General features: G+C 41.4%; 16 protein-coding genes. 12 read left to right on the top strand and 4 right to left on the bottom strand.

The window, feature by feature from the left end; genetic code table 11:
• Nucleotides 1–45 precede the first annotated feature (45 nt).
• The 6 genes from PHH40_01425 (at nucleotide 46) to PHH40_01400 (ending at nucleotide 6,736) form a co-directional block, all read left to right on the top strand.
• Nucleotides 46–1,119, top strand: coding sequence for a glycosyltransferase family 4 protein (locus PHH40_01425; protein MDD2766409.1), 1,074 nt, complete (start codon nucleotides 46–48; stop codon nucleotides 1,117–1,119).
• Nucleotides 1,120–1,127: 8 nt separating this feature from the next.
• Nucleotides 1,128–3,095 carry a hypothetical protein gene (locus PHH40_01420; protein MDD2766408.1) on the top strand — a complete coding sequence of 656 codons (1,968 nt, stop codon included), beginning with the start codon at nucleotides 1,128–1,130 and terminating at the stop codon, nucleotides 3,093–3,095.
• A 4-nt stretch (nucleotides 3,096–3,099) separates the two neighbouring features.
• Nucleotides 3,100–3,453 (top strand): hypothetical protein, encoded by a 354-nt coding sequence (locus tag PHH40_01415; protein ID MDD2766407.1) that lies wholly within the window; start codon nucleotides 3,100–3,102, stop codon nucleotides 3,451–3,453.
• A 44-nt stretch (nucleotides 3,454–3,497) separates the two neighbouring features.
• Entirely contained in the window at nucleotides 3,498–4,613 is a 1,116-nt protein-coding gene (locus PHH40_01410) for a glycosyltransferase family 4 protein (protein MDD2766406.1), read from the top strand.
• Nucleotides 4,614–4,757: 144 nt separating this feature from the next.
• On the top strand, nucleotides 4,758–6,263 hold the full coding sequence (locus PHH40_01405) for an RtcB family protein (GenBank protein ID MDD2766405.1): 1,506 nt from the start codon (nucleotides 4,758–4,760) through the stop codon (nucleotides 6,261–6,263).
• Between the two features lie 38 nt (nucleotides 6,264–6,301).
• Entirely contained in the window at nucleotides 6,302–6,736 is a 435-nt protein-coding gene (locus tag PHH40_01400; GenBank protein MDD2766404.1) for an NUDIX domain-containing protein, read from the top strand.
• Here the strand turns inward: PHH40_01400 and PHH40_01395 are convergent.
• On the bottom strand, nucleotides 6,733–8,181 hold the full coding sequence (locus PHH40_01395; protein MDD2766403.1) for an O-antigen ligase family protein: 1,449 nt from the start codon (nucleotides 8,179–8,181) through the stop codon (nucleotides 6,733–6,735). The two genes, PHH40_01400 and PHH40_01395, sit on opposite strands and share 4 nt — an antisense overlap.
• A gap of 39 nt (nucleotides 8,182–8,220) precedes the next feature.
• Here PHH40_01395 and PHH40_01390 point away from each other — a divergent pair, with 39 nt between their 5' ends.
• Both PHH40_01390 and PHH40_01385 read left to right on the top strand, forming a co-directional pair.
• A complete protein-coding gene (locus PHH40_01390; protein ID MDD2766402.1) occupies nucleotides 8,221–8,871 on the top strand; it encodes a hypothetical protein in 651 nt (216 codons plus the stop codon).
• A gap of 226 nt (nucleotides 8,872–9,097) precedes the next feature.
• Nucleotides 9,098–10,582: an oligosaccharide flippase family protein gene (locus PHH40_01385; protein ID MDD2766401.1), complete on the top strand. Its 1,485-nt coding sequence runs from the start codon at nucleotides 9,098–9,100 to the stop codon at nucleotides 10,580–10,582.
• Between the two features lie 61 nt (nucleotides 10,583–10,643).
• Here the strand turns inward: PHH40_01385 and PHH40_01380 are convergent, their stop codons facing one another.
• Nucleotides 10,644–12,167: a glycosyltransferase family 39 protein gene (locus PHH40_01380; protein MDD2766400.1), complete on the bottom strand. Its 1,524-nt coding sequence runs from the start codon at nucleotides 12,165–12,167 to the stop codon at nucleotides 10,644–10,646.
• 19 nt (nucleotides 12,168–12,186) lie between these two features.
• Nucleotides 12,187–13,923 (bottom strand): glycosyltransferase family 39 protein, encoded by a 1,737-nt coding sequence (locus PHH40_01375; protein ID MDD2766399.1) that lies wholly within the window; start codon nucleotides 13,921–13,923, stop codon nucleotides 12,187–12,189.
• 153 nt (nucleotides 13,924–14,076) lie between these two features.
• Between PHH40_01375 and PHH40_01370 the strand changes: the two genes are divergently transcribed.
• The 3 genes from PHH40_01370 to PHH40_01360 all read left to right on the top strand — a co-directional run bounded on the left by PHH40_01370 (nucleotide 14,077) and on the right by PHH40_01360 (nucleotide 18,683).
• The gene (locus tag PHH40_01370; GenBank protein MDD2766398.1) at nucleotides 14,077–16,347 is read left to right on the top strand and encodes a glycosyltransferase family 39 protein; all 2,271 of its coding nucleotides are present in this window, start codon (nucleotides 14,077–14,079) and stop codon (nucleotides 16,345–16,347) included.
• Between the two features lie 62 nt (nucleotides 16,348–16,409).
• Nucleotides 16,410–18,149, top strand: coding sequence for a glycosyltransferase family 39 protein (locus tag PHH40_01365; GenBank protein MDD2766397.1), 1,740 nt, complete (start codon nucleotides 16,410–16,412; stop codon nucleotides 18,147–18,149).
• Nucleotides 18,150–18,221: 72 nt separating this feature from the next.
• Nucleotides 18,222–18,683 carry a hypothetical protein gene (locus PHH40_01360; GenBank protein ID MDD2766396.1) on the top strand — a complete coding sequence of 154 codons (462 nt, stop codon included), beginning with the start codon at nucleotides 18,222–18,224 and terminating at the stop codon, nucleotides 18,681–18,683.
• Nucleotides 18,684–18,915: 232 nt separating this feature from the next.
• Here PHH40_01360 and PHH40_01355 read toward each other — a convergent pair whose 3' ends face one another.
• The gene (locus PHH40_01355; protein MDD2766395.1) at nucleotides 18,916–19,842 is read right to left on the bottom strand and encodes a lysylphosphatidylglycerol synthase transmembrane domain-containing protein; all 927 of its coding nucleotides are present in this window, start codon (nucleotides 19,840–19,842) and stop codon (nucleotides 18,916–18,918) included.
• Nucleotides 19,843–20,056: 214 nt separating this feature from the next.
• Between PHH40_01355 and PHH40_01350 the strand changes: the two genes are divergently transcribed.
• Nucleotides 20,057–20,932 carry a hypothetical protein gene (locus tag PHH40_01350; GenBank protein MDD2766394.1) on the top strand — a complete coding sequence of 292 codons (876 nt, stop codon included), beginning with the start codon at nucleotides 20,057–20,059 and terminating at the stop codon, nucleotides 20,930–20,932.
• Nucleotides 20,933–21,018: the final 86 nt, after the last annotated feature.

Here is a 21,018-nt window from a genome sequence, read left to right as displayed (position 1 = left end):
TTCATTAGAAATTGGAAATTAGATATTAGAAATTAAGAGTTCGCTATGCGAATTTTATTCATCTCACGAGCCTATCCACCAGTGACGGGCGGTATCGAAAACCAGAATTACGAGCTTTCTGTATGGCTTCAGAAATTTTCTCACACGAAAACAATTGCCAATCGGTATGGGAAAAAATTTCTTCCAATCTTCTTTCCGTATATTATTCTTCGAACCCTCATCATTGCTCATCGCTACGATATTATTCTTCTTGGTGATGGAGTTTTGGCACTTGTTGGTTTTATTATCAAGAAATTTTTTCCCAGGAAAACGGTTATTTCTATCGTACATGGACTCGATCTCACCTATAAGAATTCTTTCTATCAAAAATGGTGGGTCTCTTCTTTTCTCCCTTCACTCGACGGACTTATCGCGGTAAGCAAAGAAACTCATGCGCTTGCTCTCGAAAGAAATATTCCTGATACAAAAATAGTGGTCATACCAAACGGTGTCGATGTAGAATCTGTCAGTAAAGAATATACTCGTGCTGATCTCGCTACACTTCTTGGAAAAGATATTTCAGAAACTACTGTTCTTCTTACTGCGGGACGATTGGCGAAACGTAAAGGAGTCGAATGGTTCATAAGAAATGTGATACCGATACTTCCCGCCTCTATTCTTTATGTTGTTTCCGGTGACGGTATCGAGAGAGAAAATATTGAGTGTGCCATTCGAGAGACACAAAGTGAGGGACGCGTACTTCTTTTGGGACGAGTTTCTGATACAGATCGCAATATTCTTTTGAATACAGTGGATATTTTTGTCCAACCCAATATTCATATTGATGGAGATATGGAAGGATTTGGCATTGCAGTGATCGAAGCTACGGCCTGTGGTCGTCCTGTCGTTGCTTCCAATATCGAGGGACTGAAAGATGCTATCGCGCACAATGAAAATGGTATACTGGTAGAATCAGGTCACGCTGAAGCTTTTCAGAACGTTCTTATTGATCTTATTGATCATCCAGAGAAACGACAAGATATAGGTATGCGTGCACGTCAGTATACAAAAACACACTATCATTGGAATATCATCGCACGTTCTTATGTGAAAGCATTGGAACAGTTTATTTGTAAGTAAGATTTATTATGACTTCTTTGGGTGATACATTACTTTTTTTTATTGCACTAGGAATACTCTTCTTTCTTCCAGGATGGATACTTCTTCGTCTCATCTGGGGTAAAACGATATACACTTCTCTTGAATCGCTTCTTTTTTCTTTTGGAATCAGCATAGGAATGATAGATTTCCTCTTGATTGCACTTGGTACTTGGCATATTCACCTCAATATATTTTCTCTTTTACTTGGTATCTTTGTTTGTCTTGGTGTTGTGATGAGTATATCCCGTCTCATAAATCGAAGAAGCAGAAAGAGTGAGCAAGATGTCGTAGCTAAAATACAAAAAATTCCTTCTTTCAGCAAACAACAAGGATGGCTTTTCGTGATTATTTTTGGACTGACGATTTTTATTAAAACAATTTATTTGACAGATGCGGTATTACCGACAGCTACCGATCTCGGTCATCATATGTATTGGTCTCAGTCTATCGCTCTTACAGAATCTCTCCCGTTTTATGCGAAACAAGGTATCGAAACCAATGTCCTCGGTACATACATGCTGACTGACCCACAACCAATAGCAGATTTTATTATCGGTGAACATCTTCCTTTCTCAGCAATCAATATGTTTGTCGGACTTGATTTTTTCTCAGCGTTTCCTGTGCTTTTTCTCTTTTTTATCAACATACTGAGTCTACTGACTCTGGTGATGCTCGCACTACGTTTTTCAGCAGGAATGAAGAACGCATTTCTTTCTCACCAAGTCTTCACTCCTCAGAATATTGCTCTCATGACACTTTTCTTATTTGGTCCGCTCTATACACTTGCTTCACCTGAAGCCAAATTCGTTTCAGGTGGTGTTGTAGGAAACGTCATTGGCAACTTTTTTATTCCGCTTATTTTCCTCGCACTCTTTCGAGCACTAAAAGAAAAACAATCTTCATTTCTCGCTCTTGCGCTTTTCTTGATTTTTACACTTGCGTACACTCATCATTTGAGCACACTTATTCTTTTCTTCGGTCTCTTCGCTGCTCTTTTTGTCTATAGCATTGCTCATTATGAAAAGATAACAGCCGTACTCTTTTCTTGGTGGAGACTCTTTGCAAAACCAGCTCCGATACTGACACTTCTTTTCTGTATCATCTTCTTTTTTGGCATTGCGATGCCGACATATATAGAGACAAACGCTGTCGGCACGGCACTCGGGACACCTACCAAATCCACTCGAACAGGATTATCCTTGCTCCAAATCGATAACGCCACTGGTCAGGCACGCGTCGCAATCGCTTTTTCCGGCGTTCTTCTTTTTATTCTTCTTCGTGCATACAGACGCTACGCTTTCGCACTTCTTCTCGGATGGTTTACCATTCTTCTGATACTTTCTTTTCATCCGGAATGGCTCTTTATCAATATTCCGTCTAATCGTATCGTGACATATCTTTCGTTTCCTCTCGGTCTTTTGACAGCATTTTCTGCCGTTGCTTTCTTTGCTACGCTCCGAGGTTCTACTTCTCATTTTCGACTTCCGAGTATATTCATACTTCTGATAAGCGCTACATTTTTTGTTTTCGTGACTGCAGACGGCTCCTTTGATAACAATCAAACACTTCTCCCGAAAGACAAAGCATTGGGCGTGCTTCAGACATTCAACGCTTCACGCTTCCTCGCTACCAATAGTACTGCTGACGATATCGTCGTAAAAGATCACAACTACATCACCGCTGATTCTTGGATGAAGCTTTTTTTCGTCCGTGACTATGCATATCCATTATCACGCGGTTATTTCAAACGCTATGAAGACAATCCCAATCGTGAACAATGCACATCACTGATGATCTCTGTACCAAACACAGTAGCTGGGAAAAAATGTTATTCCGATCTTTCTGTACGTTTTGTTGTTATCAATCCTCGTTTCGATACTGCTCAATTTGAGAAGTCAACAGAATTCTCTCGAATATATGCTTCAGATGATATTCATATTTATGAACGTAAATAACTCTATGTCACAGAAAAAAATACTTTCCATTTCGCTTGCCCTCTTCTTTTTGAGCACACTCTTTCTTTTTGGACAGAATCAGCGCGGACTTGATCCTGACGAAGAAAAAAATTGGTGGGTACTGGCCTTTGTATCACTTGATCAGGATGAAAAAATTGATTTTTTTGTAGAAAATCACAGTGATAAAAAAGATTTTTCGTATGAAGTGAGCGTTGGCAAAGAAATTATTTTGAAAGATACTTTTACAGCAAAATTCAAAGAAAAAACCATTGTGCGTATCCCCTCCATCAAACAACAACCCGAGCGAGTACGTATCATGGTAACTGATGGTACAGAAACGAAAGAAATCTATCGGTAAAGAATGGCGAATTGATTATCGTGTTTTAATAAAAAATAAATTTTATGTCCAAAGAAGTATTACTCGCTACTCGTCCTCTCGTTCCTCCATGGGACGAGGCTTCCAAAAATTTTGCGTATTTTCTCGGTAAAGAAGTAAAGAATCATACCCTCACCCTTCTTACGACAAAAACCCCTCTTATTGATTTACCTGATAGTGTCCACACGGAACCAATTTTTACGAGCGGTCACTTTGATTTTTCTGCCAAAAAGAATCTTTTTTCCTATCTTCGTAAAACTCGAAAGATATTTGATATCACGCACTATCTCTTCACTCCTACGATGCAAAACACACGTCTTATTCGATGGTTCGCCAGACCATCCAAGAAAACCATTCAGACGATTGCTACGCTCCGTGATGACATCTATTCGCCTCGTCAATTGAAGAAACTGCTCTTTGCTGATCAGCTCGTCGTCTATACGGATCGTACCAAAGCAAAATTGACAGCGCTCGGATTTCACAATGTGACACGTATCTATCCGGGCATCGATCTCAACCGCTACCAACCACAGACGAAAAATGAAGCGATACTGACAGAGCTCGGTCTTTCTATGAAAGATTTTGTTGTCATGTATCCAGGTGAGTACACACGTCTTGGCGCAACTGATATGCTGACTGAGACACTTCTTGATTTCTTCGAAAAAAACAGAGAAACAGATATTCGATTCGTTTTCGCTTGTCGTGTGAAAAATGAATCTGATGCGGAAAAGAAGCAATCTATCCATCAAAGATTTGCGAAAGCAGGACTCCTCGATTACATCGCTTTCTCTGATACGATTTCTGATATGCCGAGCCTCTACAATTCGAGCGATGTCATTGTTTTCCCTGTAGGGAATCTCCAAGGGAAATTTGATGTGCCACTCATCATTATCGAGGCATACGCGTGTGCGAAACCAGTGATTCTTTCTGATCTTCCTCAGTTTCTCGAGTTTGCAAACAACGATATTTGTGTTACTATTCCCAAAGATTCAGGAAAAGAATTGATGAAATCTTTGGCTTATTTGAGAGACAATGAGGCAGAAAGAAAACGTCTTGGAGTAAATGCCAGAAAGTTTGTCGAGGAGCATTTTGACCTCCGAAACACTGCTACACAGTACGAAAAAATCTACTCTTCGTTATAGACGAAGAAGCACAAAACTCAGAACACAAAGGCCAAACAAAACACAGAGTACAAAACTCAAAATATACATTTGTTTGTGATTTATAGATTGCTCCTTGTGTTTTGTTTGGCCTTTGTGATTTGATAATTGTGTTTTAAAGAAAATATGTTCGAAAAAAATATCACTAAAATATCTCCTTACAAAAGCGAATTCAAAACAGACAAGATGAAGGTTCCTGTCGTGTTCCATGTGCAAGACGCACTCCTTCCTGAAGTATCGACTCAGACACAGCTCGAGAGCGTCGCAAGTAACGACGCTGTATTTCATCACATTGCTGCAATGGCTGATGTCCACAGCAAACCGGGACGCAAGAATGCCACTGGTACGACCGTCACTTCTGAAAAATATATTCTTCCACAGTTGAATGATAGTGATCCAGCTTGTGGTATGCGTCTCGTCCGTACCAATTTCGATGATACCAACATCACCCCCGAAGAAATCGAGAAACTGTTCCGAGCACTCACAGAAACCGTCCCAACCAAAAAACTTGTCGGTACGTATCTCCCATTCCGTGTCATCGTCGATATTTGCAGGTCAGGTATCGCTCCGCTTATTGAGTATCTTGGCATAGAGACCAAGAATGAAGCACTCAATTCTCTCGATCGTGGAAACTTTTTCACAAAGGAAAAATCACGAAAAGATATCTTTCACATCCTCCCAAAACTCTTTCTTTTCTTTGCTCAATTTCGATCAGGCGTACTCGGAGCAGCTGGCAATCATTTCCTCGATCTGATGAAAGTGACTGATACACTCGATCCAGAAACCGCACAAAAATTCGGTCTTCGCAAAGGTCAGTACCTTTTTATGATTCACTGCGGATCCGGTATCCTCGGTCAATACACGATGTACATGTACACTGCCAAAAAACGTGAACATTTTTCGACGGCTATTCTCATGAATATCGGTCGTTTCTTTTGGATGACTCCATATAAGAAAATTGTGAATCGTATCGCTGATAAGATTCGCGCTTCTGATTTTGGGAAACAAGAGCCACTCATCACTTTTGATGGAGATGGGGAGGATGGCAAGCTCTATATGGATGCTCGCAACGCCTGCTCGAACTTTGCCCATGCGAATCGTGCCGTCATCACACACAACGTCGCAAAGACAGCTCGACGTGTACTCGGACGGGATATCGAGATGGACCTTCTCTACGACATGCCACATATCCTCGTCTCACAGGAAGAGCATTACAGGAAGAATCTCTGGGTGCATCGAAACGGTACGAGCCGTGCCTATGGCCCGAGCAAGATGTCTTCCCACCCCCTCTTCCGAGAGACCGGTGAGCCAGCATTCATCCCGACATCGATGAGTACTGAGGCCTATCTCTGTGTCGGTACCGATGGCAATGAATCGAGTTTCTATTCCTGCAATCATGGCGCAGGAAAATCAGCAGAAAAAACTGATTCTGTCGTACCTGAAACCAAGGAAGAGCTCAAGAAAAAACTCGCGACCAAAGGCGTGAAACTTTATAACGGTCGTTCATCCAAAGTCATCGAACAAGATTCATCACACTACAAACGTGCAGAAGATGTCATCGCAAGTGTCACAGAAAATCATATCGTGAAACCCGTTGTCAAACTGCAACCAATATCGGTGATTATGTATTAGAACAGACACAAGATAAAAGGTGCAATAAGAGAAACATTATGTCAAGAACCCCACATACTTTCACTGCTTCGTACATCCTTCTTATAAAAGATGGACAGGTGCTCCTTTCTCGCCGATTTCAAACTGGATTTGAAGACGGAAAATATTCAGTTCCCGCGGGACATGTCGAACCCAATGAGACTTTCACTCAAGCACTGATCCGAGAAGTAGAAGAAGAAACAGGCATAACCCTCATAGAAGATCGCTTAAAAGTCTCACATATTATGCATCGAAAAACACCTGAAAGAGAATATGTTGATGTCTATTTCAGCGCAAACGAATGGAAAGGGACACTCGAAAATAAAGAACCCGAAAAATGCGATCATCTCTCTTGGTTCCCTCTAAATGATCTTCCAAAAAATATTATTCCCTATCTTCGCCAAGCTATCGAATGTTCAATACGAGGCGTCTTCTATAGCGAATCTGGTTTCTAAAGAATTTTCTCCTCTTTCATTTGTGACAAACCGAGAAGAAGAAAGAAAAAGAGAAGTCCGAAATGTGATGACCACAAGAAGTGATCAAGGAAGAGACTCGGAATAAGAACAAGTAATGCAATACCAAAGAGTATATTTTCTTTTTTTATAATAAGGTTCTCGCTTGTGTCATCCCCGAGTAGTCGGGAATCTAGGCTTTTTGACGCTCTCTGAAGTCTCAAGTCAAGTCCGGCAATGAAATTTTTTATGAGTGAAAATAAAAAGAAAAGAAACAGTACAAACCCAACAAGTCCGAGTTCTGTGAATACCAGTACAAATACATTGTGAACCGGCTGAATACTCCAGATGGGTCGCTCTGGCTGAAGTGAGATCATGCGTGCTGTGAAATTTCCTGCTCCTGTTCCAAGAAGGACATTCCCTTCTCCGATGACCACGCTTGCATCACGGAATGATTGTACTCGTTCGGTCACCGAACCCTCACGTTCTATCGTTACCGTATCGAATCTCGGCAAGATTTGTTCTGAGAGAAGAGAACCAAAGACAGTGACTGCGAGTCCCAGCGCTATGAGTATTTTGAAAAATCGTATTCGGACATCCCATTCTTTTTGAAGGAACACGACGATGCCAAGTACGAAAATACCCACTCCCACTCCGAGCCACGCTGATCGCGAAAAAGTGAGGAGAAGTCCGAGGAAAATCACGATGATACTGGTCAAAAGAAAGAGAATATCGCGTGCCATTCCCCACGATCTTACGTAGCGTATAAAAAGCACATAATAGGCTATACCAAGCACAAGAATCACCCCAAGGAACCCACCAAGCATATTAGGATGAGGAAAAGTGCCATAAGCACGTAAAAACCTCCCTGAATCGATTTTAAGCACTGAAGAGCCTGCCTGATAGGCATCGTAACTGCTCATACCAAGAATTGATGATTCTATCGATTTTTGACCAAGAAACTGCGCTATGCCGATTCCGCTCTGTAGTACACCTAGAAGTATGAGCACCCATACTATTTTCTTTACATCTATCTCTCTCGATCGGACAAAAGCAAAAAGTCCCACTGCTAGTAGCAACTTCACGAAAAAGTACAGAGCAAGTATCTGATCTCCCGCCCAGAAGATCGAGAGCCCCACCCACAGAAGAAACATTCCAAGTAATGTTTCTGATATATGATTTTTGATTTTTGATTTAAGAATAAGAAACTGAAAAGATGGTCTCCATTTATAAATCATAAATCGTAAATCAATATTCCTTTTCCAATAAGCAGTGGCGGATAAAATAATTAAAAATAAAAGAAGAATATCCGTACCATACAATCCAATCGTTCCGTACTGCCATTTTTCTCCACCAATAAAAGGCTCGCGCAAGAAAAAAATCGTCTGCAATGGAATCAGAAAAAGAAAAAAGAGGAAGAAAGTTGTGATGAGTCTTGTTGTCTTCATACATTGCCTAGAATAGCACTTTTTGCTACTCTTCGGTATATGAAGTGTATCACATTGTCCGGAGTGGACGGATCAGGGAAATCCACACAACTGAAACTCCTCCGAGAGAAACTCGAACGCGAGAATTGGAACGTAGCGTATTTTCATGCTGTCGAATTCTCCCTCGCAAACAAGATAGCTCGTTTTTTCAAGGGACAGAAGACGTTTGAAGCAGGGAAAGAAAAAGCAGTGACAAATACATCATGGTTTTCTCTTATCGTGCGTCAGAAATTTCTTTTTCTCGATATCTTACGTTTTCGTTTTCTTATGCGAAGATTGAAAAAAGAGAATTGTGACTATCTCCTCTCGGATCGATATTTCTATGATTCTCTTATTAATGTGGAGTATCTTCTGGAAGTGTCATTCCCACGGAGGCGGGAATCTCTTCTTGCTACCCTCTTCTGGATCCCTGTCTACACGGGGATGACATGGTGTGTAAAATATCTCTTACCTCACCCAGACAAGGCATTCTATTTTGATGTTGCTCCAGAACGCATCATGTCTCGTGAAAATCCACCAGAACAAGGACGAGAATATCTCCGAACAAAACAAAACCTTTTCAAAGAAAAAATTTCTCTCTGGAATATGACGGTTATCGATGCCGATAGAGACCAGCAAACAATTTTCCAAGAAATTTTGAATAAAATATAAGAAGATATTCCGTAGAGATTTGTTCCCCAGGTTTTTTAAAAGCCATTGATTGCTGCACCGGTAACTTTCACAATGAAATCGGAGCAAGAAAAGTCGTTGAGAGTCGAGCTTGTCTCGAGGAGGCTCAACGATTTTCTCTCTGATGAGTCGTGAAAAGTTCGGACAGCAATCGGGATTATAAAAAATTTGAGAAACAAATCTATTGTTATACTTACATAAAACAATTATGAAAAAATTCTCTACCGCACTCATCTGGCTCACGATGTCAGAAATCATTTTCAATATCGCAGGCTACATCATTCATTCTTCTGTCGGACGCATTCTGGGCCCGACTGACTATGGTCGCTTCAGTCTCATCGTCACTTTGACCACGATGGTTATTATACTCATCGGCAATGGTATCCCGACGGCGATGTCGAAATATCTGGCAGAGATTTTCGAGAGTGCCCCAGAAAAAATTCTCGGGATCAAATACAAAGCGATGAAGCTTCAGGCGATACTGATGCTGTCTGTGACCGCGGTGTTTTTCTTTGTGTCACCTCTCATCGCCTGGGCACTTCACGATGTCACACTCACTCCACTCTTCCAATTGTCCTCACTCATCATTCCTGCTTTTGCTGCAGCGTCATTTTATTTCTATTATTACACCGGACTTCATTTCTTTCGTTTGCAAGCATTCCTCAAAACTATGCGTGCTCTCGGTCGTATTCTTTTTATTATCGGTTTTGCTTTTATTTTCACGCCCAAAGGTTTTGGTGTAGAGGGTGCTGTTTCGGGCTACATCGCTGCCCCACTTTTTATTTTCCTGATTGCTCTCGTATGTGATATCGTCATCACTCATCGCTACTTTCCTTCAACAAAACAAACGAAAGATGAGGTGGTTGCTTTTTCCGGAAGAACCATTCTTGCCTACGCCGGTCCCCTTACCTTATTCCTTCTTTTTTATGAATTTATTCTCACGTTTGATCTCTATTTTGTCAAAAGCCTCCTCCAAAGTGATTACCTCACCGGTATATACAATGCCGCCATTACCGTCGGACGTATACCATACTATCTCTTCTATGCACTGACGATCATCCTTCTCCCGGCTATTTCCAAAACAACCGCCGAGCGTGATACCGTAGAAACAGAGAATCTCGTCAATAAATCGATGCGTCTTCTCATATTCCTCTTGTTCCCGATGATTACGCTTCTCATTGCGTATGCGACGCAGATACTCACTCTTTTTTATGGTAGAGAGTATCTCGAAGCAGTGGTTCCGATGAGTATTTTCACTATTGGTGTCGGATTCCTCACAGTTTTCTATGTTCTTTCTTTCGCTTTGAATGGTGCCGGTCTCGTGAAAATTCCGATGAAGCTGGCTTTCTTCGGATTCCTCGGTATGATCGTACTCAATTTTCTTCTTATACCGACGTTTGGACTTATCGGAGCATCTCTTTCAACCACTCTTGTTTCTCTTTTTCTGATGGTCAGTATTCTTGTCTATACCAAGATACATTTTCACACGAAACTCTCTTTTCATACTCTTTTCTTCTCTCATATCGGGGCTATACTTATCTCTCTTGCCAGTCACGCTCTTCCTCATGGTACTTATAGTTTCCTTCTCTCTGGAACCATTCTCTTTTTTGCTTACTTCCTCTTTCTCAGACTTTGTAAAGTACTCACCAATGAAGATTTACAGCCTTTCCGAAAAATACTAGGGCTTTCTTAAAGATATCTGTCTCAAACAAAAAACCAGCAATAATACTGCTGGTTTTTCTTTCGAGGAAATCTTATCGTCCCCAAGTAAAAACATCAATAGAACCACGCACCTGATCATTGCTCACTTTCACAAGATTTTTTGCGAAATATTCTTTCATACCTTTGGCGACGTAATCATAGTCATTATCAGAGAGGATGATCCATCCAGTTTTGTATTCTGTCATCAGTTTCTCTATATCTTGTTGTGAAAGTTTCGTTTTGGAAATCTCATCGCCAAGATCATATACTGGTACCTTGGCACCTGCAAAATAGTAATTCCGCATATTGCGCGTCACGAGGACATCAGTAGCGAGCTGATTTTTCTTAAAATAGGTGAGCACTTTTCGATAGTTCGGATTGCTTCCTGATGATGTTTCGTGATACGTATTGTTCTCGAGGAAGAAGTATCCGAAATTTGGTACGAGTACAATAACGAGGGACAACAAAAGAAGTGATCTCTTGGTCGTGAGAGTATATTTCTCACTCATCAATCTCCAGAGACCGAAAATGCCGACGGCTGTCAGAATACCGGCGAATGATTCCGCGAAATAGATATACTGCGCACCCATATTCCGTCGCCACAGCCATATCGCCATAGAGAGCGGTATAAGGAGAGAAAGCGTGAGCCAAAGTGACTCTTTCGTCAATTTTTCACGTTTGGCGAGCCACCATGATCCAAATCCGAGAAGAATTACACCAAGCAACGGATGATAATATTCTCTTAAGATATATTTCACATATCCATAGTTATTCTCGAAGAAAAAGAGACCAGCAGCATACGATTGAAAGAATTTTGGCAAGAAAATTGCGACAAGGAAAAGCGCGATGACGAAAGAACCGAATAGAAGAGCATATTTATTCACCAATCCATTCCTCTGTCTCCATTCTTGAAATGCCCTCACTGCGAGATACACAGCGATGAAGAATACGAATGTCCCTGTCAATTGATGTGTCAGAAGAGAAAGCACAAAAAATATTCCAGCGAGAAGAATATACGGTGCATTGATACCATATTTTTTCCAGAGGAGACGGAAGAAAGAAACTTTCCCGAGATACTCTTTCTCTAGTGCGAGGAAAGCAAACGTCGAAGTAGCGAGATACATTGGGAGGAACATCGCGTACATACGCAGTGTCCGATCGAATATGATACCGCTCATCGAAAACGCAAAAAGAAGTGATGCGATAAGGCCGATTTCTTTCCGTTTGGTAAAAACGTACGCAGACCAGAAAATAACGCCCATTGAAATGACTCCCCAGAGGACACTCACAAGCCTTGCATTCTTCTCTGTCGGTGCAAGGAGATGAAACACTTGCGCCACTTGCCATTTGTAGATGGTTGCCCGTTCATCACGTGGGACGTTTTTGTTCACTTCTGATACTTTGCCGAAATTGAAATCCCACGCTTTCCATTCTCCTGTTTGTGTGTAGCCATACGAAGAATTCATATCGAGAAACTCGTCCGATACGAATGAATTCTGATCGAGATTATAGAGACGTACGGCAGTGCCCAGTACGAGAATCAGTATGAGAATCTTCAGCGTACTTTTCCAGCTCATAGGATATGTGTTCTTTATATTAATTATCTTCTGTATCCTCTCTATCTTCCTCTGTACTCTGTAATTGAGAAGAGTTCCTCTCCCAGAGTTCTCGCCAGGTATACCGGGGCGATGCTTTAACTTCTACTGTTTCTGTTTTTGAGAAATCCTGACGTTCTTTCTCGATAGATTCTGGTTTCGGTGTGAGTTCGATAGCGACAAGTGTTCCGAAAGATGTTGTGTCACCGATGATATAGTGTACCCTGTATTTTTTCAAAGCATCCTCGAGGTCGGACTGAGCGCGTAAGATGAGATAATAAACACCCTCTCGATAGATTCCATCAAATCCTAGAACCGCATTCTCTATCCCTCGTTTTTCCATCAGATACTTGAGTGCGCGACGGTACTGGGGCTCGCTCCACATATAGACAGGATAGCCATTTTCTTCTGAACGTTCTCCAAGAAAAGTAACAATGGCATTTTGTTGCTCCAATGTTACCCTGATGCGTTCTTTCAAAATACGATCTGGAGGACTATCGATAGCGACAGTACCAGCTTGTCTCAGTTCATCAAAACGTTCGAACAAAAAAGATGTGTTCAGTAAAACAAAGAGCAGGAGTACAAACCAGGTTATTTTCCGAATAATTCTATTTTCTCTAAAAATTATTCTCACAGCAAAGAGGAAAAGACCAAGAAGGATAAAGAAGAGAGGAAGAGAAAGGAGGAAAAACCTCGGAGCAATATCATATGCTAGAGGTAAGAATAATACGAATGTCACACCGAACCATATACCCGATAAGAGGAGAAAATCACTTTTTCTTTGTTCTATACTCTTAAACCAGAACCATCCGAGAGCGAGCAAACTGAGAAGAAAGACAGAAACAGCTACCACTCCGTGCCATTTTCCTTCGTCACAACGACTATCACAATTGTGTCCCACCCATTCATTCTCGCCGGGGATGATAATTGCCGGAAACATTCCTCCTTCGAAACCAGTAGTGATGACCATTCCAGCTAGTGCATGTTCTGATACGTCACGAATCGCCTTCTCAAGCCATGAATACTTCTCATTATCTGACTTTTCAGTCACCGCTTTGAAGAATTCTTGTGTATTGATTCCGCCTGTTTCTCTTTCATTCAGAAGAAGCGGCATATAAAGGAAAATCGGTATAAGAAAAGCTAGTAGCCATATTTTCCACGTAAATTTTGGTCGTTTGATGAGGAGGAAAAGAAGGAGAATTATCGGAAGAGCGAGGAATGCAAGAAAATGAAAATGTGTTGCCAGTGCGAGTGAAAACACTGAAACAAGAAACCACCTGTCCCTCCGTAATTCTTCAGGATCGACTGACCGTAAGAGGGCATAGAATCCGAGCAAGACAAAGAACGGGATGAGATTCGGATTCCATGCGAAACGTCCATACATCACGGCGTATGCTGACACAGAAAAAAGAAGCGTGAGTCCGAGTGCTATTCTCCATACAAAAAATCTCCGAATGAAGAGATAAAAGATCGGTAATGAAAGAATAGAAAATACCATCACAAAAACTGCCATACCGTCAGGTGTTCCACCGAATAGGAGCGCACTTACATACTCTAGATAATAGAATCCTGGTGCCAAACGAAGTGACGTACCGCCAGCTTTTGGTCCGAGAAGAGTAAGTTCTCCGGGCCCGCCAGAGAGCGCATCGTCGATGACACGGGAATCACGAGCCTGATCAAGCTCAAAATGTAACCAGTCCGAGAAATGATACGCACGCAAGAAAAATCCCAGTGACATAATAACCACAAGCCCAACCACTACCCACTGTTTTGATGAAAAATGGAACATATCAAGTGCACTTTCTATTCTCCCTGATTTATGCTAGGATGCGAGAGTTCTTTCTTCTATTTTAAACCATTTTAAATCTCAAAGCAAACGTGAAAAACTCTTATGTACACTCTTTTCAATGGCAGAGAAAATCGTTTCTACAGTAGTGTATCTGCGCTCTGCGCATTCTGGATGTTTCTCTTCATCATCGCGCAATCCAAAAAAAATATATCGTTTTCTTTTTTTACCAACAATGATCCATTCTATTTCGGCTTCGTAGCTTTGACAGTGCTTTCTCTTGGAGGTATTGCTTACTTTTCTTCTCAACTCGATTGGAAGAAGCAACTCACTACCTTTCTCCTTATCTGGCTTCCTGGTGTACTGACACTTCTCTACGGGATGAATACGTCACGTTCTTTCCATTATATATTCGATATTGCTCTCGGTACGTATGGCATCCTTTCAGGTATACTGATATCTACCTTTTTTATCAACAAAGAACACTCTTCATGTACTGACAGAGATACAGAGGCTCTCTCGTGCAAGCAATGGTTCATTGCCCAAGGATTACCAATACTTCTTCTCATAATCATCGCTACAGGGATGTTTTTTGTTTTCGGTTTGTCTCGATTGACACAGTACGCAGCAGTCGATGAACCGCTCTGGATCGACGGTCGTATCGCTAAATACTGGAAAAATATCGGTGAACGAGACTGGAGAGGTACTGGTATCAGTGACAAACCAGGCATCACTGTAGCTCTCGTTACAGGACCAGGCACACTTTTCAAATCTACCAATGAATACAAAACCATTCATTCAGAAGGCGAAGTATTCAACCTCAAAAAAGGTGTCGAGAGTTATTATTTCGCATTCCGTTTCCCTATTCTCCTATTCGTCACACTGATGTTACCCTTCTTTTATTTCTTTCTCGAGCGACTCCTCGGGAGGAGACGAGCACTTTTTAGTTTTGTTTTCATCGCCCTTTCTCCTATTCTGGTCGGGATGACCAAAATAGTGAATCCTGATTCGCTTCTCTGGGTTTTCTCTCCACTGTCTCTCCTCTCCTATTTCGTCTTCCTGAAACGAGGGTCTTTTCGTTACCTCATCTTTTCTGGCATCTTCCTCGGTCTCGCACTCCTCACCAAATACGTCGCCAATATCCTCTTTGTTTTTTTCCTTGGGCTCATCTTCCTCGACTATCTCTATCATCCCAAAAACACTCTCATCCCCTTTGCCATGTACCTGAAGAAATCACTCAGTCACTTTGCTCTTCTTACCTTCTCAGCATTGACTACTTTCTTCATTCTCTTCCCTGCTGTCTGGGTCAAGCCAAGCAAACTCCTCACCTCGACCCTCTTCAGTCAGGCCTTCGAAAAAGTTGCACCTATTTTTCTCGTTCTTATTGCTCTCATCCTGATCGACCAATGGCTGAATAAATCTCGTTTTACCAGTATCATTCTTGATTTCTTGAAAAGAATCAGACACGAACTCGCACTTTTCATCGGCGGAATTTTTTTCCTCTCTGTCATTGCTACCCTCTGGAACACCTGGTCTGGTATGACGCTTTACCCTTTTATGGATCTCCTCGCTTCACCCAAGACCATTTCTGGGAAAAGTGACCTTATTGGTGCCTTTTTGACGAATTTTTACCCGATGATTTTTGGTGTCACGCCGATTGTTTTTCTTTCATTACTCATTGCCCCACTCTTTTTTCTGAAAAAACAGTGGACAGAATCCGTCGCTCTCCGCACCTCTTTTTATCTCATCATTTTTGTCTTACTCTATTATTTCGGTACGACTGTCAACCACGTCGCCGCTATCGTCCGTTATCAGATCATTATTTTCCCTCTCGTGGCGATCATTGCGGGTATCACACTCGAGCATTTCCTCATCCTCATCCACAAGCGATTCTCTGTGAAAGAAATGCCGACACCAGTTTTCATCGCATCCTTTGTTCTTTTCTTCGGAGGACTGACACTTTTCACAACACCGTTCTCTCTCAGTTACGCATCAATGTTCCTCCCGAACAAGTATAGTACGGATATGAAAGATATGGGTGCAGGAAGCTATGAAGTCGCCAGATATTTGAATACACTCCCCAAAGCTGAAAATATGCTTATCTGGACCGACAAGGAGGGTGTTTGCAAATTCTTCATTGGTCGCTGTATGAGCAGTCTCAATTATGACCGACTCCACACAGAAGGGCTTGATTACATTGTTGTTTCTTCGGGTCGGCAGAGTCGCACGACCAAGATGATGAGTGGTGATATCATAACAAACGAACCAGGTCTCATCCGTTTCGACCAATACTACACGAAGAAAAATCCAATTTTTGAAATCGATATCAACAATCGACCCTCGCAATTTGTCAAAGTATTTCGTTTTGAACAATAACAGAAGGCGTAGCTATGATAGATTTCTCGAAGTAGATATTTAAAGCGATCAAATCACAGTATATGACTTCAAAAGAAATTATTGAGTTTGGTAAAAAAAGAAAATTTCATATCGCACTGATTATTATTTTTGGTATAGGATTTTTTTTACGCACCTATCATTTCGGAGATTGGCTTCATTTTGAGACAGATCAGGTCGATGATTTTCTCATTACATCGCCAGCAGTCCAAAGTGGAATTGGGAACTTAAAACTCCTTGGACCAAGAGCTGGGGCAGAGGAACTGCGTATAGGACCAGCATATTACTACATTGAATACCTTGGTGGAAGAATTTTTGCAAATACGCCATCAGGACATGCGATGCCCAACCTTATCCTTGCGCTTGCATCCTTGCCGTTATTTTTCGTTTTTGCACGTATATATTTTTCTCACCTCATATCATTGTCACTATTAGCTCTCTATTCCACTTCGTTTTACATGATCCAATACGCTCGTTTTTCTTGGAACCCAAATGTCTTGCCATTTTTTATTTTAGCAATGTTTTATTTATTATTGAGGAGTATTTCTGTAGAAGAGAAAAATCGAAATATTTTTTTTATACTTTCATTGGTACTTCTCTCAATAATAAGTCAACTGCACTTCAATGGATTATTTATAATAGTTCCAACATATATCCTTTTTCTCTTGATTAAACGTCCTCATTTCCCATTAAGAACGGTAATATATGCGATTTTATTTTCAGTTCTTATTTACTCCCCTCTCATCGTACATGAAATTAAATATGATTGGTCTAATTCAAAATTATTTATTGAAAAAATTTCTGGATCAAGTAAAGAAAAAAAGAATATTTCTGAAAAAATAGTACAGAATTTCCGATATAATTCGGGAGAATTTTTTCTTATCCTAACGGGTGAAGATAGAATAAATACAAGTAGACCAAATGGATATTCGCTTGGGCTGTTTTGCAAAACATGTAAAGAAGATTTCTTCTGGAGACTCTCTGCGTTACTTTTTTACATGATTTCGATTTTGCTTATTGTGTGGAATTTTTTTATTAAAAAAAGATCTATACAGAAAGACTTTTTGATAATTTCTGGACTGTGGCTATTCATTGGAAGTCTTTATTTTATATCTCTAACATTAAAAAAACTCTACATATATCCAAGATTTTATCTCGTACTTGCCCCCCTTGCATTTATATTTTTAGGGCTGATATTTGAACAAATAAACTTCAAAAAGAAAATATTGAACGGTGCTCTTGTTATTATTGCTACGCTATTGATTGTAGGAATAAACTTAACAAAAATTTCAGATAGTTTCTTACAACTCAATAATTCAGAAGAAATAATGATCGAAGTTGAAACTGAGGATGTTTTTCCGAATTATTATAGAACCCCATTCTTCATACACCAGAAAATTACAGATTATATAGAGCAGAAAGTCCCGAATAAAGATGCAAAAATTTTCATTTCATCAGAATCTGAGTATGAACCGACATATTGGATATTCCTTCAAGGAAAAGGATACGACTACCTCAACAAGTTCGATAAGAAACAACTATCTAGAGACGGGGAATATTTTTCAATACAGATGAGTACGGATAAAAAAAAGAATGACCTGTCCCAATTTATTGATTTATTTGATGTTATGGAAATTAAATCTTTTGGAATTATGAATGTCATCTATTTGAAACCAAAAATTAACATCCTCTACAGCATTGATTCAAAAATAGAAGCACAGAAAACAAGGCAAGCTGAAACTATTAGAAACATGCATTCATGGAAAGATCTTCTTGACGAATAGCACCATTTGTGATATATTTTTTTGTTAGTAAGTAGAACGTTTCCTTAACAACCCAAACCCAAGGAGTGGCAAATGACACAACGAGTTACGCGTGCTGGAAAATTTCCCAGCGATGAATTACTAAAACTGTTGGCGGAGATTCAGCTCCGAAACGGAAAAGTCACACGAACTGAAATGCGAGCTCGTCACCCTGACGATTTTCGTGCTGAGGTGGACGAAGCCGTTCACCTGGTCATCCGGACAACAGTCCGCGCTGTCAAAAACAGCAACGGATGTCGATTGGTGAGTTTTCCTCTGTCGGACGATACGGCCTATGGCCACCACCAGCCGACGTTTTTACTTTCCTTCGCCAATCGCCTTATCAAGGCATTGGGGAAAATCGTCGGTCGCATTTACGATGGTGAAGACGACACGATACTCATGTTTCTTTTTCAGGAACTGGCAGATATCGGTGCTCGTCGGGAAATCGTCGAGGACAACTACGTATTCGCCTATCAGAACAATGAGTACATGGTGAATCTCCACACCGCATAAGCCTCTCTTCCATGAGGGGTGCAAAAATCAGCCCGAAGAAACCTATCCAGGATTCCTCGGGCTTTTCATTTTTTAGAGAGATTTTTTATCATTCCCGTGAAGACGGGAATCTAGAAAAAAATTTGGAAGTTCGGCTTCCAAATCTTCACTACGCCTTTTTTTTCTCGAATTCAGATTATATCATAATTTCACGACCGTGAAATTATGATTACTTTTTTTATAAACAAAATTCTTACTTCTCACGATTGGCGAGGTAGTGTGGCAGTGCGATAAACGAGAGGATCATCTGGATGAAACGTGAGAGGAGAGCGACCGTCACAGCTGTTTCGATACTCACTCCGATGAGACCAAAGAATGTGATATACGCCCATTCTTTGATACCGATATTATTGATCGAGAGTGGCACGGATGCAACGATAGCGACGAGGAACATCGCGCTTGCGAAAGGAAGGATGTTGACATCACTCCCGAGTGCATGAAACAGTGTGAAGTTTGAGAGTACGAGTCCAACAAAAATGAAGAGTGTCGACCAGAGACTCGTACGAAGCCAAATATGTTTTTTGGTATAGAAAATAATCTCCTGAAGAAACCGACGCACTTTGAAAAATGGCAGACGCTCCACGAATAGGTGGAACCACTCTTTGCAATAAATATACGTGATGAGAATATCGACAGCAAAGAAAACAACAAGAGCGATATAAGTGATGACAAGCGACGGACTCTCGGAAGCAAAAGGCAAGAGTACTGGACTCGAGAGGAGTGCGAGGAGCGCTATCGTCCAAAGACCGATGAATCGATCAAATATCACCGTAGAAACAGAAGCGGCTTTCGCACCAGATTTTTCTGCAAGCCACAACGCTCGATAGGTATCCCCACCAATTGTCGATGGCAAAAAATTATTGATAAACGTCCCTGTCATATAGGTGAAGAACGATTCTTTGAGAGAGAGCGTTAGCCCCTTGAAGCGAGCGATCACCTGCCATTTTTTTGCAGAAATGAGATTCCCTGACAATTGAAATATGACATAAAGCAAAAGAAGAGGTACTGAGACTTCTCGGAGTTTCACGAGCACGCTCGTCCAGTCGACACGCTCAATAAGCCAGAATATCAGCCCAACCGTCACTACTATTTTCAGCACAAACAAAAGTCTTTTTTTCATGAATACTCACATTACGATATTTCTGCTTTATTATAGCACAAATCATCCTTTCCTCCTCTCTCTAAGCCATTTTATCATTGACAAAATGCAAAAAATGTGCTATCATGTGCTGTTGCGATACAGAACGTAACACAAGTGACTTCGTAGATATCTACGGAGGTTAACAATTAAATGGCAAAGGAGAAGAAAAATGGTTTCTTTTTATCAACCTAACGTGGCAGTCATCTGCCGTTGGTTCCAAATCGGCGCAGGCGTCACCAAGTCTTTCAATCAGGAAGATTTCGAGAAACGTCTCGCCGCCCCACTACGTCGCTTCATGCGAAGCATTGGATCGGAAGTGAAACAGATCATTATTGTTTCCAATGCCGATCTGCGATTCGGTCTCGGCGAAGCAACCGATGAGTTCGGTTGCACACCAACCAAGCGTGCGCTTTTCGTGGCTTTCCCCAACGAGATGACAAACGGATTCCTCCGTGTCGTGGTTGACAAGGAATGGGGTAACAATGCCGGCAGTGCGCACGCGCTCAATACCGGTTGGCGGTCTGCCATAGAGACGAATAACGTTTCACACATTCTGTCATGGAACCCGGAACTGGAAATGACCAGCGGTATTCTGGCACGGATGTTCGCTCATATGGAGCGACACGGACTCGATTTCGTCGGGGCGTATCGTCAGGGGTATTGGCGTCTGTATCAATGGGCTCTCGCTCAGAATACAGCCTGCCTCTATCCCATAGAAGTATTGCAAAAAATGGAGGGATTCTCTCCGGAAAATTGCGATGGCAACGATAACAGAACTATCGAATTGCCTGCTGTAGGACAAGTGGCTCTGGCAGGTATGGATGACTTCGATCTGGCACTCCGCTTCTCGAAGAAGACACAGCGGATGCCACGCTGGGGTATGGTCGGACGAGCCGACCCTTTCCTCTGGGACGTCAATTTCGCCCCAAATACAGAACGGGCTCGGTTACTTCAGAAGAAGATTATCCGGCAACCAATGATGATGGAGCATCTTGTAAAGCTCCATTATCCGGAAATCTCCTACAACGAGCTCCTAGATGAGTTCTTCGCGCATCGTCACGAAGACTGACCGCCTAAACGAAAGCCGGTGAACGATAACTACGTTCCCCGGCTTTTAAATTTTCCAAAGTTTTTCCAAAATACACGATGCAGTAT

The organism is Candidatus Moraniibacteriota bacterium, from assembly GCA_028688415.1.
Classification (GTDB): domain Bacteria; phylum Patescibacteriota; class Minisyncoccia; order Moranbacterales; family UBA1568; genus UBA1568.
This window is presented reverse-complemented; position numbering and strand designations above follow the sequence as displayed.